Origin of the sequence: Candidatus Colwellia aromaticivorans, from assembly GCF_003333305.1 — a bacterium.
Classification (GTDB): domain Bacteria; phylum Pseudomonadota; class Gammaproteobacteria; order Enterobacterales; family Alteromonadaceae; genus Colwellia; species Colwellia aromaticivorans.
Genome location: NZ_QOLD01000035.1, coordinates 25,963 through 44,955, shown reverse-complemented (window position 1 = coordinate 44,955; position 18,993 = coordinate 25,963). Strand labels below are relative to the sequence as shown.

The following is an 18,993-nucleotide window of genomic DNA, read 5'->3' as shown; positions in this document are numbered from 1 at the left end:
TAACCTAAGTAGAGGAAAATAAATGAAATTATTACGCGTTGGACCAGTAGGCGAAGAAAAACCAGCAGCAATTGATCAAAACGGCGATATCCGTGATTTATCGCACCTGATTGATGATATATCGGGTGAGCAATTATCAGAAGAAGCATTGAGTAAATTAGCTCTGCATGATTTAACAACCTTGCCTTTGATTGATGAAAACACTCGTATTGGCGCTTGTGTAAACAATGTTGGTAAGTTTGTTTGTATCGGCCTAAATTACGCAGATCACGCAGAAGAGTCAGGTATGCCAATTCCAGAGCAACCAGTGGTTTTTAATAAATGGACCAGTGCCATTTGTGGGCCAAATGACGATATTGTAAAGCCTGCAGAAAGTACCAAACTTGACTGGGAAGTAGAGCTAGGCATTGTTATAGGTAAAGAAACAAAAAATATTAGTGAAGCACAGGCCAGCGAACATATCGCCGGATTCTGCCTTATTAATGATGTTTCTGAACGCGCTTTTCAGCTTGATATTAGCGGTGGTCAATGGGACAAAGGCAAGGGTTGTGATACGTTCGGTCCAATAGGTCCTTGGCTCGCAACTAAAGATGAAATTGACGATGTTCATAACCTTGCCATGACCTTATCTGTTAATGGAAAAACTTTCCAAAATGGTAATACTAAAACCATGATCTTCAAGCCTGACTTTATTGTTAGTTATTTAAGTCAGTTTATGAGTTTACAAGCTGGTGATGTTATCTCTACTGGTACTCCTCCGGGTGTTGGTTTAGGTCAAAATCCGCCTGTGTATTTAAACGTTGGCGATAAAATTAAGTTATCAATTGAAGGGCTAGGAGAGCAAACACAAACAGTAATTGCAGAGGATTAGTTAAGTTTTGTGCATATTTAAAAGTAAGAAGCTAATCACTTAGTTTACTTACTTTTGAGTTCAAGCACTGAAAATATTCATTAACTCACACTGTTTAGATATAGCCAAGTATTTGTAGTAAAGCCATAACACGATCTATACCCATACCACCTCAAGATGCGAGTTTCAGGACTACAGAGAAACTATTGATCAAGGCGCATCTTTTATTAATGGTTGTTCCCTTAATAATAGATGCAACAATGAGCATTATTTTCTCTGTAGCCCCCGCAGGGCGAGTTTAAAAGGCGTATATGCCGCGTTATTGATTTTGACAATAGAATAACTATTCTCTTCAATAAATGCCTTGCCTATAAGCCTTTTAATTCTCGCTGAATCCTGCATCTTGAAGTGGCATGGGTATAAGTATTTATGCCGCCGATATAAATTTGATTACAGCTTAAGTTTTAAGTCTTGAAAGTGCGCAATATAGTTGACGTTATATAACGAAAAGCTTAATGTCAGCATAACACTACACAGTAGTCATCTCTGTTTTAAGCACGATACAAAGATTATATCATTATGAATAGCCCCTCCTTTAACAACCTGAGAATTTTTAACTTCCTCAACGAAGGTAAAACACTTTTGTTAGATGGAGGTATGTCTAATCAATTAGAAGATCAGGGATTTGATCTTAATAATGAGCTGTGGTCGGCTTATTTGTTATTATCTCAACCAAGAGCTATTGTTGATGCTCATTTACATTATTTGAACGCTGGCGCACAATGCTTGATCACAGCAAGTTATCAAGCAACGGTTTCAGGTCTTATTCAATCAGGATTAAACGAGCAACAAGCGGGTGAGTTAATCATCAGCTCGGTTTTATTAGCGCAACAAGCAATTGATGAATTTTTGTTGAAAACCCCAAATACTGAACGCCCTTTTGTGGCTGCGAGTATTGGTCCTTATGGTGCTAGTTTGGCCGACGGTTCAGAGTATCACGGTAATTATGGTGTTAATGATGAAGTATTGAGGAATCATCACCAAGCGCAAATAACATTGTTGGCTCAAACCAATGCCGATTTATTTGCATGTGAAACCATTCCAAGTTTGCAAGAAGCTCGTATATTGAAAGAGCTACTTGAAAAACAAATAAAACCAGCCTGGCTTAGCTTCTCTTGTAAAAATGGACAACAATTAAACGATGGCACACCAATTGAAGAGTGTGTCAAAGAGTTTAATTACAATGTTAACCCAATTGCGTTAGGTGTAAACTGTACAAACCCTAAATATATTGTTGAGTTAATTAAAAGAATTAAATCTGCATGTCCTGAAAAATTTATTGTTGTTTACCCTAACTCTGGTGAAGATTATGATCCAAATAGTAAAGCATGGTATGGAACAACTTCTCCTAGCGAATGTGGTCATGCATCAGTATCTTGGATAAATGCCGGAGCGAATATTATTGGGGGGTGCTGTCGCATGGGACCACAACATATCTCTTCAATAAAACAGGCGATGAACAGAAAATAGAAGAACTGTCTAACCGCCTCCTACCGTTTAAGCTTAACCGAAATAAGACAATGGTCGCTGATATAATAACCATAAATTCTCATTTTTCTTATTTGATCCTGCAAGAGCAACATAGCGTAGTAAACGTGATTATCCTTATCAAGTTGACCACATTGTAGAATTTGATTTATCTACTAGTGATTAGCCTTATGTAAATTACAGTTATCAAGCGGTTAAACAGGGCATTATCGATATAAAATTCTAATAAATATTTTCTGTTTAATAAGTATTCTTAATACACTGTTAGCTTGTTCACTCGCCAACATGAAATTCAGCAGCGGTAATATCTTGATCTTTCCAACCACGAAGAAAACCCGACCATATATTGCCTCTTAAATTAGAGCTGTCAGTGAATCTACTTGCTCTCCATGATTTATTGCATGAAGAGCCATCTTGATAATGAATGATTACTTTAGCTTCGCATCCATTAACCAAACTTAATCTAAATTCATCTTCGTTAGGGATAAATGACAAGACTGGCTTGGGCTTCTCACTTGGCTCTTTCTTCGGAGAGTTTGGTATACCTTCATATGCATTCAAGATCCGTTCTATAACTTGCGCTGGAGAGTCAAAACCTTTCGCATGTGCTTCTAACCGTTTGTACAGCTCAGGAGATATTCTTAAGACAGCCATATTATTCACCTTATGATTAATTTGGTATATGGTAACCATAGATCAAATAGATTCATAAAGCAAATTTTTAGCGATTAGTCACTTACATCTTAGTACTATTACATTAAACTTGGCGAGCAACTTATATGTAGTAATAAGGAAATTATATGGCACTAACACAAATGCAAATCATCCAGTCATTGGGTGAAGCTATGTCATGGCTAGAGCGCGAACTAGACTGGGGTGTACCTGCTACTGAATTACGTCATTTAAGCGGTCGTATTGGCGAGCTATACGCCGCAATGATCACCAATGGTCAAATGGTTACTGAGGTTAATCAGCGCGGCTATGACGTTGTAAGCGATCTAGGTGAGCGTATCTCAGTTAAAACTACAGCGCGAATGGGTAGTGTAGGTCATATTCGATTTAACAATAATACGCTAGAGCTTGTCGATAAGATCATTATCTTGCGGATCAATACCGAAGAAATGCAGGTAGAAATATTATTCAATGGTTGTGTTGAAAAAGCTAAAGAACTTATGATTAATAGCGATGGCAGTAAAAGTAATATTGCAATGTCAAAACTCATTAAAACAGCTAAAACCGATAGTGATATACCAGCAATAAAAACAGCTAAATATGGTGGTTATATTATTGAAGAGCTTGAGAGTGGTACGATCCAAATTAAGAAAAATGATAAATTAGTATCGCCAGTTAAACCAATACTACGGGGTATTGCTGAGGATAGAAATATCAGTATATTGAATGGTAACGGTAAACCTTTTAATACTAGGCAATTGGGTAGCATTGTTATTCGGGCTATTAATGAGCTTGATGGTAAATGACAAGTAGGTGCGCTTTATAGTCCTTTTAGTCTGAATAACACCATAATTAGGATGTTCAGATCATGTGCCTATTTCATACGAATATTGTGCGCTAATTATTTGATTTTATAATGTAAGCTCTTATATATGATGGTGTTACATTTTAAAAGTGGTACGCGGTCAGGTTTTGGTGACTTAATTAGCATAAACATAAGAAAATTACAAAAGTGTGCTTTAAGAGGCCTTTAGACTTCTTATGCTATTAAAATTGACCTTGATTAAAATTTCTTCAGGCAGTAGACACATTTTTTTATTACATACTTGCAGGTTAAGTTTCAATATTTCAAATGTTGCGGGCTTTTTATTTAAGTACTGTCCCTTGATCGCTATTTTTCCGGTATAAAGCGACAATTTGTTTTGACTAAAATCCAGTGATAGCATGCTTCCTTCTGGATAGTTAACTTTTAAATTTGCATTTCCATTTTCTGCCACTAGCTTGGTTGCAATTAACTGTTCTTGTAATGGCTTATAACTATTAACATGCCACCCCTCTTTGATATTAATCCTTATTTCAAATTTCCCTGTATTTTTAGACGTTTGATTATCAATGGTACGACCTTCAATTCGAACATTACCAAGTCCTGCATAATTAATGGGTTTTGCACTAACGTGACCAAATTCTACTACGGCATTTAACATCGCACTCATATCTTGCGGGCGTTCATTTAGTGTATTGGCAAAGTAATTAATCAGCTGTTTTATGCGTTTGTTGAGTATTGGGTTTCCTGCTCTTTGCTGCAACATGACCATTGCCTCCAGTGCTGAAGAATTGCCAGCGGGCATAATAGTATCGTCAACATACTGGCTTCTATAAGGCACAACAATATCTGAACGAGCAAGGTTATTAAAAAATGCACCGCTATTGGGGTCAAAATAATGCCTATTCATCACATCGTACAGTTGTTGTGCACGACTTAACCAGTGTGTTTTTTGGCTAACATCATAAAGGATCAGTGTGGCTTTTATCAGTTGCGCATAATCGACTAATAAAGCGGGGCTAGCCGTGCTTTTTTGATTAATAATACGCGCTAATTTACCGTCATTTTTATTTACCTTACGCCAGATCGAGGTGGCACATTTTTCGGCTGACGCGATGATGTCGGGCATATTAAATGCCCGCCCAGCGACAACGAGGGCTGAAATGGTCATCGCGTTCCATTGTGTTATCTGAGATCTATCCACAAAGGGCAGCGAGCGTAACTTGCGCTTTGAGAGTAATTTTTCTCGTATTTTATTTATATTTTTAGTTAATTCCGTATGATTTATCGCTAACTCAGTATGAGACGATTTGAGATAAATAGGCCCAGCGTCTTGGTCGAATGCCCGTGGTGCTATCGCATAAACTTTATTGAATAAATTTTGCTGCTGTCTATCGAGAATGTGATTGATTTCATTAGGCGACCACAGATAATAGTCATCATTGCCATTGATACTATCAGCATCAATTGCCGAATAAAAACAGCCGTTATTTGCTTGCATTTCTTTAAAAAGAAAGGCGATGGTTTCCGTGCTAATGCGCTGATAGTCAGGATTGCCAAAGTCGAGCCAGCCTTGGGTATAGAGTGAAATTAATTGGGCTTGATCGTAGAGCATTTTTTCAAAATGAGGTTTACGCCATGCCTTATCTGCTGTATATCGATGGAAACCACCCGCCAATTGGTCGTAAATCCCCCCCTGTAACATGCCGTTTAAACTGCGACTAATAAAATTTGTTAACTTATTATTTTTTTTATTGATCAGTATTGTTGATTGATTCATCAACAAAGTTAACAGCTGAGCCAATGGAAATTTTGGCTCTTGGTCAATTCCTCCCCAGCTTTTATCCTCGTATTGCAGTGTTCTAGTGATAACTTCATTGATAAGTGATGGTTTCACTGTAACCGGTAGGTAATTATTTTGCAGGGTTTCTTCAACGTAGCCTTGGAGTTCATCTGCAATGCTCTCAAGAGAGGATTGTTCTTGAAGCCATCGTTCTTGCACCAGCTTTAGTTGTGACATCAATGCCTTAGACGAGAAATAGGTACCAACAAAAAAAGGTTTAGATAGCGGGGTTAGAAAACTGGTGATTGGCCAACCACCTTGACCTGAAAATATCTGTAATGCGGTTAAGTAAAATTCGTCTAAATCAGGACGTTGTTCACGGTCAACTTTGATACTAATAAAGTGCTCGTTTAGATAGGAGGCGATGGCTTCATTGTCGAAACTTTCTCGCTCCATCACATGACACCAATGGCATGTGGCATAGCCTATAGATAAAAATATCGGTTTATTTTCTTTTTTAGCTTTGGCAAAAGCCTCTTTCCCCCAGGGATACCAATCCACAGGATTATGCGCATGTTGCAATAAATAGGCGGAATATTCACGAATCAGTTCATTGGTATAAAGTGGTTCCCTCTGGTTATTAAGATATTGAGTTTTTATCGGATACTGGCCTTGCCTCTTAAGTCGTATTTCAGCGAGCTTCTCTGTTGATAACGCGTAAGCATGTACTGTATTGAAGTGGGCTAGTGAGGAAATGTTTAAGCAGAAAAGCAAAAAACTTAAGTTGAAAAGTCGGGTGATTACAAAAGGTGAACTGTTCATGAAATAATAATTCGATGCCAATTCTGAATTGTCAATAAATAAACCACCAAACATTGATCTACATCAAGTAAATGTCATTTTAACCTAAATTACTCTCTGTATAAGCAGTAATTATTTTTATTAACGTAAATAACCTTCTATATAGTATTAGTGCATTGACTGCGTGCGTATAAAAAAACAAACAGCGAAGTGAAAATATTATCAATCGAGTAACAAAAAATACTGTCAATCTCACAAGTTGTCCTATTGCCGAAAGCTATTCGCTTGATTTTTAAATTGTCACTTTAATCGTTAGATAGATGACTAAGCGCCAAAACTAAAATTTAAACCATAACTAAAACTAAAATACGGGATAAAATATGATAAGAGTGAGAAAGGTATCTAGTTTATTTGCAATACTATTTCTCTATATTGCCAATGGCTCATTTGCTTATGCCAATGATCCACAGCAAATTGAGCAAGGGAAAACATTTTACGCACAAAATTGTGTGTTTTGTCACCAGGCAGACGCCATCGGTAAAACCGGTTTTGCCCCGTCACTTTCCAATCCTGAGTTACTTTCAATATCTACAGATAAATATTTAATGGCAACCATTCGCGATGGTCGTCAAGGTACCGCGATGGCGCCTTACGCACACCTTGGTAAAGATAAGATCGTCGCCATCGTCGCCTATTTGCGTAGTATGGAAACCTTGCCTAATCGCTCTGCTGAAGTTGAAAAACAACGAAGTGCGCAAGGTGATGCCCGTAAAGGTGAACTTTGGTATAAAGATATTTGTTCAACTTGTCATGGCCCACAAGGGGATGGTTATCTTGCCGGTTCTTCAGGTACTGCCATTGGAAAGCCGGGATTTTTGAATAAAGCCTCTGATGGCTTTATTCGTGAAACGATTAAATATGGTCGTTCAAATACCCGTATGTTGCCATTTTATGGCTCAACTGGCTTAGCCAATTTAGATGAGCAAGAAATTGAAGATATCATTAGTTATCTGCGCACATTAAATAAATAAGGAAAAGAATATGAAACGAAGTAAAGATAATAATGTATCTCGCCGTAATTTTCTTAAAGGCAGTACCTTTATTGCCAGTACTGCCGCTGGCGCTGGTTTATTTGTGGCGAGCAACCCTGAACTTGAAGCGGCCCCCAATACGGTAACGCCTAAGAAAATAACAACGGCATTAGCACAGTGCCCATATTGTGGTGTGGGTTGTGGCACCATCATTCAAGTGGAAGATGGTAAAATTGTTTCGATGCGCCCAGATAAAGACCATCCAACTAATTATGGCTTGCAGTGCATCAAAGGCTTAACGGCAGCAGAGCCTATGTATGTTGATCGCATGGAAGGCGACCCCTATGTACGTAAAGATGTTTGGGCTGAATGGCAAAAACCTAATCATGGTGATATGGAATATATCAGTAAGACCAAAGGATCATTTGATGAAGAGCACTTTATTCGTGTGCCTTATCATGATGCTTCAGATATGGTTGCCCGTAAAGTGGCTCATTTTGCCAAAAAATATTCGGGTAACTCAATCTCATTGTATGGTTCAGGCCAGTTAACAATGGAAGGACAGTACCTAGAAAACTTATTTATGAAAGGGGTCTTAGGCTCTAATACCATTGAAGCCAATGCTCGTATGTGTATGACCTCTGCGGTAACGGGTTACTTTGCGACTTTAGGATCAGATACTCCACCATTGGCTTATGACGATATTGAAATTGCTGATATGGTGATGCATTTTGGTCATAATGCTCGTGAATCGCATCCTATTATTTATTGGCGTATCGCCGATCATAAAAAGAAAAATGATATTCCAACCGTTGTGGTTGATCCTCGTGATACAGGTACCAGTAAAGGTTACGAAGATATTAATCCGAAAAATCATGTTCATGTGCCTATTCTGAACGGTGATATCAGTTTCTTAAACTCTATTGCCCATGTACTTTTAAAAGATCATCCTGATGTTATTGACTGGGATTTCCTTAAAGCGCATGTCAGTGGTTGGCAAGAATATGTTGAAGGGGTGCAAAATGACTACAGCCCTGAACAAATTCAAGATCGCATGGGCGGTGTTAACCACGATGTAAATCCAGATAAAATTCGTCGGGTTGCACAAATGTTTGCTGACGCCACTCGTAAACGTTTAGCGCGTGGTAAAGGTAAACAAGACGGTAAAGGTATTGGTGGCGTTATTATTATGTGGGGTATTGGTTATAACCAGCATATTCACGGTCAATATAACGTTATTTCAATTATTAACCTATTAACGCTTACGGGTAATTTAGCAAAACCTGGTTGTGGTCCATTCTCGATGACAGGTCAACCTAATGCCATGGGTGAACGTTTCACTGGTGGTTTAACGGGTCGTTTACCCTTTAACGAAGGGCTAGGTAACTTAAAACACCGTAAACATATGGCCAAAATGTGGCGTATCCCATTGAAAAACCTAGACAACGCGGCAAGCTCTCCAAACCCAGGTTACGCTGTAGGTATGATGGAACGTGCACTCAAAGATGACTTAAAAGCGATGTTTTTGGTTTATGCCACTCATATTGATTTACCCGATCAGTTCAATTTGGTTCGTCCTGCGTTGTTGAAAACGTTTAATGTTGTGCAAGAAATTTACCGTCATGCGCCTAATAACTTATATGCCGATGTTATTTTCCCTGCTTGTACTTGGGGTGAAGTGAACGGTGTTTATATTAGTTCAGAACGTCGTATCAATATTACTGAAAAAGCGGCACAAGGTCCTAAAGGCTGTCGTCCAGATATGGATATGGTTATAGATAAAGGCAAGGAAATTGCCGATTTATTAGGCATGGATGGTGATAAAATCTTCCCATACAAAAAAGGACCGGATGGCGAATATGATGCAGAAGAAGTTTTCCGTGATGTTTGTCGTGCTTCAGTGGGTACAGATGCTGATTTAACCGGTATTTTAGAGCGTGAAAAACTTGATGGCATTAGCCCATACGAGCAACTTAAAGCTATACGTGGTATTCAGTGGCCGGCACCTAACTATGATTCAGCCAAAAATGGCGGCACTAAGCGTCGTTATATGATGCAAGAAGGCCAATGGGAAAACCGGCCTTATGGTTACTTCCGCACCAAAGACGGTAAAGTAAACATGAAACTGTGTAAGCAGGATTATAGCCAGCGTAAAGAGATCACCGCAAAGCTGATGGAATTTGGTGTTAAGAAAGATCACTACGTGATTGATAATATGGATTTGATTATCAAAGCGCGTGATATGGCGTTAACGCCTGATTTACCTGATGAAGAGTTTAGAGGTATGCCTTGGAAAGAAGTGCCTAAAGATAAATTCCCCTACTGGATGGGCTTAGGAGTGGTGTATGAGCATTTTCATACCGCTAAATCTAACCGTAGTCCAACAACACGTCGCTTAGTGCCTGAAATGTATATTGAAATGCATTCAGATGATGCAAAAGACTTAGGCATTAAAGATGGTGAATGGGTTCGCGTGGTAACCCGCCGAGGTTCACTTGAAGCGCGTGCACAAGTGGGTGGCACCGACAGCATTGTTAAACCTGCCCGTAACAATGTGCCACGGGGTTATATGTTCGGACCTTGGAATTTATCTGTTGCTGACAGCGCAGATCCGAAGAAAAATAAATGGCTTGCTAACGGTATTACTAACCGAGTTTTTGACCCTGTGTCAGGTCAGGTTGACTTTAAGAAACAAGCCGCTCGTATTGAAAAAATCTAATACGCTGGTGTGAGTGAGGAAAAGATTAGCACTGCGGTGCTGATCTTTTTGTGTTTCAAATATATAAATTAATTCAGTTATAAGGGGGTAGTAACTTGACTAGAAGACGATTTTTAAAACAATTGAGTGTTTTGGCATCCGCAGGTGTTTTCTTTAAAACATCATTTGCCAAGGCGGCTTATAAAGTAAAACAATTTACCCAACGTTATCTTCGCCCACCTGGAGCACTAAAAGAAGATGACTTTATTAGTCGTTGTATTCGTTGCAATCAGTGTGCGGAAATTTGCCCTAATAACTGTATCAAATTTTTTGGTAGTGAAAATGGCATCGCATCCCAAGGCACCCCCTATATCAGCCCGAGAGAAAAAGCCTGCATTTTGTGCATGAAATGTGGCGATGTCTGTCCTACTGGCGCAATTAAACCGGTAAAGCGGGAATTAAAACCTATAGTACAAGAAGTGAATATGGGCATTGCTCGTGTAGATAGGCAGCTTTGTTTGTCGTGGCAGGGTAAATCTTGTGGTGTTTGTTATCGTGCGTGTCCATTGGCCGATACGGCATTAAAAGTTGGTTTTATGGAGCAACCCGAAGTACTTGATGCCTGTGTTGGTTGTGGTTTATGTGAAAATAGTTGTATTCAAATTCCGCAAGCAATAAAAATTATTCCTCGCCATACCATAGCCGCGCTTGGGAAATAGTAATGAATGAGCCCTTAAATTCGATAAACGCTAAACCCTTTTTTTTATGGAAGCATTTAAATAAACTACGTTGGCTAACGCTGTCTGTTGTTTTTTTAATGTTGATATTAATACCATTACTGAGTATCTATCAGCATTATGTGGCGGCACAAGGCTATAATCATTTATCACCATCAGAAACACTGCTTTATGACTCGATGGAGTTTATTAGTGCACCGTTTGTTGATGATGCGGAACATGATCTTGATGCAATAAAAGGCACTACATGGTCAGGGCAATTATTTGGAGTAAAACTTACCGATCCGCTTGCTGTTATTGGACAAGTTTCAGCCGGTTTTGAGGTTTATTGGCCCTTTGCTTTGACGGCATTACTGCCAGTTATTGCCACTGTTATTTTTGGACGATTTTTTTGTGGCTGGATTTGTCCGGCGACTTTTTTATATGAACTTAACTCTAATGCCTCGGTTTGGTTAAATAAATTTGGACTTAAAAGTGGTAGTCGCCGCTTTAATCGAAAATTTAAATATTTGGTACTTGCTGTTGGTATTGGCTTGTCGGCATTTACCGGCACGGTGTTATTCGCTAGTGTCTATCCTCCTGCGGTATTAGGACGAGAGTTATACTTTTCTATTGCCTTGTCGGGTTTTGGCTCAGGGACATTATTTTTTGTTTTAACATTACTATTCGATTCTTTAGTGAGTAAACGTGGATTTTGTCGTTATCTTTGTCCTGGCGGAGCGCTTTATTCATTGTTAGGTCGTTATCGAGTTTTTAGGATAAAACGACTTGTTGAGCAATGTAATGACTGTTCAAAATGTAATGCGGTGTGTGAGTTTGGCTTAAATCCAATGCAAGATGATTTTGGCGGTGAATGCAATAGCTGCTCTGCCTGTATCGCAGTTTGCCCGAAAGATGCAATGACTTTCACCTTAGCGATTGCTGATAGTAAAAATCAAGGGCCTGGTCATCAAAGTAGAACCTATCGTAAAAATGAAAAGCACCCAAAAAGTCCAACCGCAAAAGACCCTTGCATTAACATACAGAATATAGATTAAAGTTGAGTTTTGATGATGAAAAATACCGCCCTTGCATTCATATTTGTCTATATTGCACTAGTTAGTACATTAAGTAATGCGCACCATGTTTTAGGACGTCCTTCTTATAGTTTAAATGAAGACTCTAATACGCCACCGAGTATGGCGATTGAAACTCAAATTGGTGAGTATTTCATCACTTATATGGTTTTTCCTGCGTTCCCAAAGCCGAATGAGCCCGGCCGGGTAAATTTATATGCAACCCGAATTGATAACGGTGAAGTGTTAGCCCAACCGATTACCTTTTCCGTTCGTGATGATAGTTTTTTCACCGAAACACTAGGGTTTGGTCAGGCAGAATCAAGTGAACAAATTGGCGTGCAAACTATTGATGATGGGGTTTATCGTCAGGGGTTTTTATTTAGAAAAAAAGGCAATTATATTGTCAGGGCTTACTTTGAAGATGGCGGCGAACCTTATGAAATAGACTTTCCACTGCAAGTTGGCGAAAGTAGCCCCATTGGGCCAATTGGTGCGACCATAGGTTTTATCTTTTTTCTTTTACTGAGCATTAATATTGCCCAACGCAAACGCATTGCCCGTTCAAAAGTGCAACAGGGACAGTCAGTAAGATGATTATGACTCACTCAGGCTTACCTTTGGGGTGGGCTATTGTTATTGGTATTAGCATGTTGCTCTTAAGTGTTTGGGCAATCGCTGCACAAAGCCCTAATGCCGGTATTAACAGCAAAAAAATATCGTTAACCTCAACCCCCTTAGTGGGAGGGATATTTCGTTACTTAAGTGGTACGACTTGGCTGTTGTTATTGCTTAAAATTGTTTTTGCTAGTATTTTCATATTAATTATCACTGCCGGTTTGTGGGGCACCGCCATTGTTGAACGTAATCTGGCGACGACACTCACTTGGAATTTATGGTGGACAGGGCTCATTATCGCCGTTTTATTCAGTGGCTCAGCTTGGTGCGCAGTATGCCCTTGGGATAACATTGCCACTTGGTTAGTTAATCATAAACTTTGGCAGCGCTCTAACTCTAACAGTCGATTACAGCTTAAAGTGCCTCACAGTTTACGTAACGTGTGGCCAGCAAGTTTGTTATTTATTGGTTTTACCTGGTTAGAGCTGGGGATCGGTATTGTATCGAGCCCCTATGCAACCGCCTTATTAGCATTGGTAATGGTTATTTTAGCCACCACGGCACTCGCGTTATTTGAAGGGAAAGCCTTTTGTCGTTATATGTGCCCTGTTGGACGAACGGTGGGGGCCTATTCACAATTGTCTCCAATAGCTTTACGACCCATTGATAATGACATTTGTAAAAACTGCAAAACGTTAGAATGTTTTCATGGCTCTGAAAAAATAGCGCCGTGCCCAACGAAATTAATTATGGGCCGCCTTCAAGAAAACACCTATTGTACCTCATGTGGTAATTGCACGCTGAGCTGTCCAAGTAAGAATATTAGTTGGCAATTACGCTCACCCAGTAGTGAGGCTATTAAAGACGCACGTCCTCATTTGGATGAAGCCTTTTTTATGCTGATTTTATTAGCGCTGACTATGTTTCATGGCTTAACCATGCTCGATGGTTGGCAAAGTTATATGACCTTAATGGCACAACTCGTGAACGATAATAGCCAGCTTATTATTAGTTTTTCAGTTGGTTTAGTGGCAAGCTTATTAATACCTAGCTTATTCTATTTATTGTCTATTGGTATGACGCTGAAGTTATGTGTGAATAAAAAAGGCATCAGCCGCGATAAAGTTGATTTTAACAAGCTCTTCTCGGGATTTGCTTTTACCGCCTTACCCTTAGCCTTTGCTTATCATATTGCCCATAACCTTACCCACTTTGTTCGTGAAAGCAGTGACTGGTTAGCCTTATTGAGCAACCCTTTAGGCAAGGGCACTGAGCCGTTAAGTATGATGGAAAAGCACATGCGTCATATGGATATCATGATTTCAGAGAATGTTTTATTTACGCTACAAGGCTTAATAATGCTAGCGGGGTTTGCTATTTCGGTGTTAGTTATTCGCCATCGCGGTTATCGACTATTTGCGGCGAAAGGCATACAACTACTGCCGATTCTGATATTTGCAATGATAATTACCAGCTTTAATCTTTTCATGCTAGTACAGCCTATGACGATGAGAATGTAGAAATATGAGTAAAGATAATGTTATGAATCGTCGAGGTTTTTTTAAACACAGTTTTAGCAAAGTGGCCAATGTCAGTTCTGAATATATTGAGCATAAAATTGAAGAGAAAGCAAAAGGTTGGATACGACCGCCATTTGCTCAAGCGGAGTTAGATTTTTTACTGAATTGCAGTCGGTGTGGCGATTGTATTGAAGCTTGTCCTCATCAGGTTATTTTTTCATTGCCTATTCAGCGAGGAGCTAGCGTTGCGGGGACACCAGCAATGGATATTCCTAATAATGCTTGTCAATTATGTACGGATTGGCCCTGTGTTACCAGCTGCAAAGATAAAGCTTTATCTTTTAGTGTCAATCAAATAATGGCACAAGACAATGCTGAAGAAAAAATAGTAGATGAAACAAAGGTGACTATTGAGCAGACGGAAGAAAATATTGTAGAAACAGACCAGACTGAACCAGTCGAAATGCCTCAAGCAAAAGACTGTCCACCTATGGCGAGTGCGCACATTAATGAAAGCCTGTGCATGCCTTATTCAGGGCCTGAATGTGGTGCTTGCATGGGCAGTTGTCCCATCCCCAACACCCTTGTTTGGCATAACGAAAAGCCCAGTATAATACTTGAAAACTGTATTGGCTGTGGGCTATGCGTGCAAACATGTATTACCAGTCCTAAGGCCATTAATATAACTCATTATCAATTGCCGATTGAGCAAGCTAAAACAACATGATGATTATTTGACAATAATTAAAAGGTTTCATTTATGAGTGCATTAACAAAAACTATCAATATGTTTTTATTATCTGTGGTGATCATGGCATTACTTGTGGTGGTGATCTTAGGTTTCATGCTGGGTATAGGTCATCCATTACCATGGGTTATCATTGTGGTACTGATCATCATTCCTGTTATTCATGACAAATTGATTAAAAAGAGATGCTTAGTTTGGCACTCATCTATGGCAACAGGTATTGAGTTAGTTGATAACGATCATAAACAATTAATTAATTTAATTAATAAATTTCAAGAAGCAACCGAGTTTAATATTAGCGAGCAAAAAATACACCAAGCATTAGATGAAGTGGTCAATTACACCAAATATCATTTTCACCGTGAAGAAGCGTTAATGCGGATTAACCATTACCCTGCGTTTGAAGCTCATCAACAACAACATCAACAAATGATAGATAAAATCAGCCATTATATTGGAGAATATAAAACAGATAAGTCGCTAGCTATTGACCATGTACTGCACTTTTTACAAACATGGTTGATCAAGCACATTAAGGGCAGCGATCAAGAGTATGTCCCTTATTTAACAATAACTAGTCTGCCAGCTGAAATGATGCAAGGTGAAGAAGATGTTTGATCTTTATAAAAGAATCTTACGCCGTAAAATTACTTTTGGTAGTACAGTTGGCGTGGCAATATTTTTTATGTTCATTGGTGTTATTTATTGGGGGGCATTTAATACCGTAATGGAGCAGACAAACGATATGGGATTTTGTATTGGCTGTCATGAGATGGAAAGTACCGTCTATCAGGAATACCAAGAAACCGTTCATTATAAAAATCGCTCGGGTGTTAGAGCAACGTGTCCCGATTGTCATGTGCCTAAAGAATGGGAGCATATGATGGTAAGAAAAATAAATGCCTCACAAGAGTTATTTCATAAACTTATTGGCTCGATTAATACCCGAGAAAAATTTGAAGCAAAACGTCACCAATTGGCAAAGTATGTCTGGCAAAGTATGTCGGAAACTGATTCAAGAGAGTGCCGTAATTGTCATAAATTCGAAGCAATGGACATTGACATACAAAAAAGTCGCAGTGGATTAGTTCATCAACATGCACTACTTAGAGACAAAACCTGCATTGACTGCCACAAAGGAATTGCTCATCAACTGCCTGAGGGAGTAACACCATACATCGGCGGTAGTGATGAGGATCATGTTTATTATGAGCAACAACAATTACAATGCTATAAATGTCATACCGATATGCCAAAGAAAGTTGAAGAAGATTGGGGCTTTTAACGCATATTTATGCACCCTTTAGATTTGTTTATACAATTAAAGCTTTCAACAATTTACATCGTATGTCTATGGCGCTGAGAGCGGTTACTAGTGCAATCTAAAATAACAGGCGTTAAATCAAATGATTAACGGATTATTTGGAGTTAACTTATCGGTCAGCTCATTAATTTTAGTAATCACTTGTTTCGTCGAGCGGTTTTCTAAAATCCCTTCATACCAAATCAATTCAATCAAAAAAATGGTACACGGAGCTATTCAATGCTCAACTAAACTATATATGATTGACAATATAAGTCATTTTAATTAGCGATTTAATGTATTCATTGTTAAATTGCATCAAGATTTGATCCAGCAATTGCATTGATACCTGCTCCGTCAGTACCTTGAATCTTTCTAAATATCAGAAAATTAGACTTAATTACAAGGGTCAAGTTTCAATGCGAATTATCACTTAAAGTGGATTACTTTTAAGTACAAATCAACACGTGTTATCTTTAAGTAAATAAGCACATGATCTGAACACCCTAATTATGGTGTTATTCAGATTAAAAGGACTATATTGCACGGGAAAGTCTTAGCGGCAATCTGTTTTTCATTGAAAATTTATTACGATCTAAGGCTCACAGTTGCCACAGGCTGTGAAAACTCTCAGCGTCAGTTTTATTTGCGACGCTATGTAAATAAGTACAAAACTCACTCTAGAATTTAATCTCCGGCCGACTTTTTAGTTGATATTAGCCATTGATTCCAATTCAAAATAGTTTTCACACAGCCTAGCCACTTTGCGGACGTTTTTTATGAACCAAAATCATCCAATATAACGATCACTTTGTGATACAAAAGCTGACCTTAATAAAAATTCTATTTTAATACTTAATTTGTTCTGGAGGCATAAATAATTAGATGCAACGAGGGTCAACTTTCCGGTCATATAGCGGACATAAATTTAATAGTTCTATGGCGCTAAGTGCCCCATAGTGAGATAGAGCTATTAAATATTTAATGCACAAAAAATCATGTAAATCGATATTCATCGAATGTACGCTTTCGGTATTTTCAATCAAATTTGAGTTTTGATTCTTTAAGTTTCAAGATAAAATTTGGAACAACTTCATTATCTAATGAAGGGCATTTGTGGCAATAGTGACAATTTAACCCTTAATAAAAAAGCAGCTATTTCTAGCTGCTTTTTTAATAAAAGAATATAAATCTAATGGCTGATCATAGTGCCTTGTTTATGCGTATTCGTTTTTAATTAGGCAGCATCATGATGATAGTTATTATTTACCTGACGCAATATTTGTAAACTATTGTTGTCTTGAAGTTCTACCGGTAATAATGTTTGTGGCATATCTTGATAAGCAATAAATCGCGTAAAGCGGCTAATAGCATCACTGCCAACACTCGTTGTTGCCGCTGATGAACAAGCAGGGTACGGGCCACTATGTTGCTGTGAAGCACAAACTTCTACGCCAGTTGGGTAGCCATTTACGATGAGTCGACCAACATGATCTTCAAGTGATAGAGCGAGTGGTATCGCTAATTCATCATCGCTTTGGCAATGAATAGTTGCGGTTAAATTGCCATGAATCGCATCAGCTACAGCAACTAACTCTGTTTCATTTTGACAATTTACTAATAAGCTTATAGGACCAAAGGCTTCAGCATGTAAAGTATCATCGGTTAAAAAAGCTTGAGCACTGGTTGCCACTAAACTATTTGGCGTTTTCAAGCTATCAGCTGCTAAAGTGGTGCCAGCAAGAACTTCTACATTGTCATTATTTACTAAACTATCAACACTCGCCTTTAAACCCGCAGCAATACTTGGATGTAACAAATACCCTTGATTAGCGCTGTTAACTGCGTCGATTAACTGAGCTTGGAATTGCTCATTTTTAAGTGTGACAATAACACCGGGCGAGGTACAAAACTGACCCGTTCCCATTGCTATTGAAGCAGCTAAGCCGTTAGCAATGTCATTACCACGTGCTGCTAATGCTGCTGGAGTGATAAATACCGGGTTAGTGCTACCCATTTCAGCATAAACAGGAATTGGCTTAGCACGGGTTGCCGCAAGATCCATTATAGAGCGTCCAGTTTTTAGTGAACCGGTAAAACCAATCGCCTGTATGTCTTCATTAACCACTAAGCTTTGTGCTAATTCAAGCGTGTTACCTTGTACCATCGCAATGGTATTAGTGGCGATACCACATTTATCTAATGCACGCTCTGCTGCAATCATGCATAGTTCAGAGGTTGCCGGGTGGGCAGGGTGTGCTTTAATCACCACTGGGTTTCCTGCTGCTAGCGCTGAGGCGGTATCTCCACCTAAAACACCAAAAGCTAATGGAAAGTTAGAGGCTGGAAAGACTAACACCGGGCCAATAGGTCGTAACATGCGTCGAAGATCAGGTTTTGGCGGCGTTCTTTGCGCATCAGCGGTATCAATACTGGCTTTAACCCATGAGCCTTCTTTGAGCATAGTGGCAAAAGCACGAATTTGATTACAAGTGCGACCTCGCTCACCGGTTAAACGTACTAAGCCTAAACCTGTTTCGTCGTTGGCGGTATTAAGTAAATCATCACCTAAGGCTTCAATTTCAATCGCTATCTGTTCTAAAAATACAGCACGTTGTATTCCTGATAGTTTTTTTAAAGCGGCAAAACTGGTCTTAGCGCCTGATACCGCACTGGCACCATCTGCTACTGTGGCAGATGGATATTGCTCAATAGTTTGGTTTGTTACCGGGTTGTGGCTATTAAAATTTTCGCCTTGTGTTGCTTGCCACTGGCCATTAATAAAGCTTTTTTTCGTTAAATTCAT

15 protein-coding genes are annotated in these 18,993 nt (G+C 39.0%); 12 read left to right on the top strand and 3 right to left on the bottom strand.

The features are described 5' to 3' along the window. The first annotated feature begins 22 nt into the window (after window positions 1–22). The gene (locus DWA31_RS05660; RefSeq protein WP_114325677.1) at window positions 23–871 is read left to right on the top strand and encodes a fumarylacetoacetate hydrolase family protein; all 849 of its coding nucleotides are present in this window, start codon (window positions 23–25) and stop codon (window positions 869–871) included. A gap of 558 nt (window positions 872–1,429) precedes the next feature. After that, window positions 1,430–2,380 carry a homocysteine S-methyltransferase gene (mmuM, locus tag DWA31_RS05655; protein ID WP_114325676.1) on the top strand — a complete coding sequence of 317 codons (951 nt, stop codon included), beginning with the start codon at window positions 1,430–1,432 and terminating at the stop codon, window positions 2,378–2,380. 291 nt (window positions 2,381–2,671) lie between these two features. On the opposite strand, the gene DWA31_RS05650 is transcribed toward mmuM, so the two are convergent. Beyond that, complete coding sequence (locus DWA31_RS05650; RefSeq protein ID WP_114325675.1) at window positions 2,672–3,052, bottom strand: hypothetical protein; 381 nt, start codon at window positions 3,050–3,052, stop codon at window positions 2,672–2,674. A 146-nt stretch (window positions 3,053–3,198) separates the two neighbouring features. On the opposite strand from DWA31_RS05650, the gene DWA31_RS05645 reads away from it, so the two are divergent. Further along, on the top strand, window positions 3,199–3,876 hold the full coding sequence (locus DWA31_RS05645) for a DUF6998 domain-containing protein (RefSeq protein WP_114325674.1): 678 nt from the start codon (window positions 3,199–3,201) through the stop codon (window positions 3,874–3,876). Window positions 3,877–4,089: 213 nt separating this feature from the next. Here the strand turns inward: DWA31_RS05645 and DWA31_RS05640 are convergent, their stop codons facing one another. After that, window positions 4,090–6,498, bottom strand: coding sequence for a thioredoxin domain-containing protein (locus DWA31_RS05640; protein ID WP_168427289.1), 2,409 nt, complete (start codon window positions 6,496–6,498; stop codon window positions 4,090–4,092). A gap of 359 nt (window positions 6,499–6,857) precedes the next feature. Here DWA31_RS05640 and DWA31_RS05635 point away from each other — a divergent pair, with 359 nt between their 5' ends. From DWA31_RS05635 to DWA31_RS05595, 9 genes are all read left to right on the top strand, one after another. Then, window positions 6,858–7,508 (top strand): c-type cytochrome, encoded by a 651-nt coding sequence (locus DWA31_RS05635; RefSeq protein WP_114325672.1) that lies wholly within the window; start codon window positions 6,858–6,860, stop codon window positions 7,506–7,508. Between the two features lie 10 nt (window positions 7,509–7,518). Next, window positions 7,519–10,227 carry a molybdopterin-dependent oxidoreductase gene (locus DWA31_RS05630; RefSeq protein ID WP_114325671.1) on the top strand — a complete coding sequence of 903 codons (2,709 nt, stop codon included), beginning with the start codon at window positions 7,519–7,521 and terminating at the stop codon, window positions 10,225–10,227. 95 nt (window positions 10,228–10,322) lie between these two features. After that, window positions 10,323–10,925: a 4Fe-4S dicluster domain-containing protein gene (locus tag DWA31_RS05625; RefSeq protein ID WP_114325670.1), complete on the top strand. Its 603-nt coding sequence runs from the start codon at window positions 10,323–10,325 to the stop codon at window positions 10,923–10,925. Window positions 10,926–10,927: 2 nt separating this feature from the next. Beyond that, window positions 10,928–11,980, top strand: a complete 1,053-nt coding sequence (locus DWA31_RS05620; RefSeq protein WP_114325669.1) for a 4Fe-4S binding protein — start codon at window positions 10,928–10,930, stop codon at window positions 11,978–11,980. Between the two features lie 12 nt (window positions 11,981–11,992). Beyond that, window positions 11,993–12,595 carry a hypothetical protein gene (locus tag DWA31_RS05615; RefSeq protein WP_114325668.1) on the top strand — a complete coding sequence of 201 codons (603 nt, stop codon included), beginning with the start codon at window positions 11,993–11,995 and terminating at the stop codon, window positions 12,593–12,595. Between the two features lie 2 nt (window positions 12,596–12,597). Continuing rightward, window positions 12,598–14,136, top strand: a complete 1,539-nt coding sequence (locus DWA31_RS05610; protein WP_210725556.1) for a 4Fe-4S binding protein — start codon at window positions 12,598–12,600, stop codon at window positions 14,134–14,136. A 4-nt stretch (window positions 14,137–14,140) separates the two neighbouring features. Next, on the top strand, window positions 14,141–14,863 hold the full coding sequence (locus DWA31_RS05605) for a 4Fe-4S dicluster domain-containing protein (RefSeq protein WP_114325666.1): 723 nt from the start codon (window positions 14,141–14,143) through the stop codon (window positions 14,861–14,863). A gap of 33 nt (window positions 14,864–14,896) precedes the next feature. Then, complete coding sequence (locus DWA31_RS05600; protein ID WP_114325665.1) at window positions 14,897–15,502, top strand: bacteriohemerythrin; 606 nt, start codon at window positions 14,897–14,899, stop codon at window positions 15,500–15,502. After that, entirely contained in the window at window positions 15,495–16,169 is a 675-nt protein-coding gene (locus tag DWA31_RS05595) for a NapC/NirT family cytochrome c (RefSeq protein ID WP_114325664.1), read from the top strand. Before DWA31_RS05600 ends, DWA31_RS05595 begins: the two co-directional genes overlap by 8 nt. 1,255 nt (window positions 16,170–17,424) lie before the next feature. Here the strand turns inward: DWA31_RS05595 and DWA31_RS05590 are convergent. Beyond that, on the bottom strand, window positions 17,425–18,993 hold the full coding sequence (locus DWA31_RS05590) for an aldehyde dehydrogenase (NADP(+)) (RefSeq protein ID WP_168427288.1): 1,569 nt from the start codon (window positions 18,991–18,993) through the stop codon (window positions 17,425–17,427).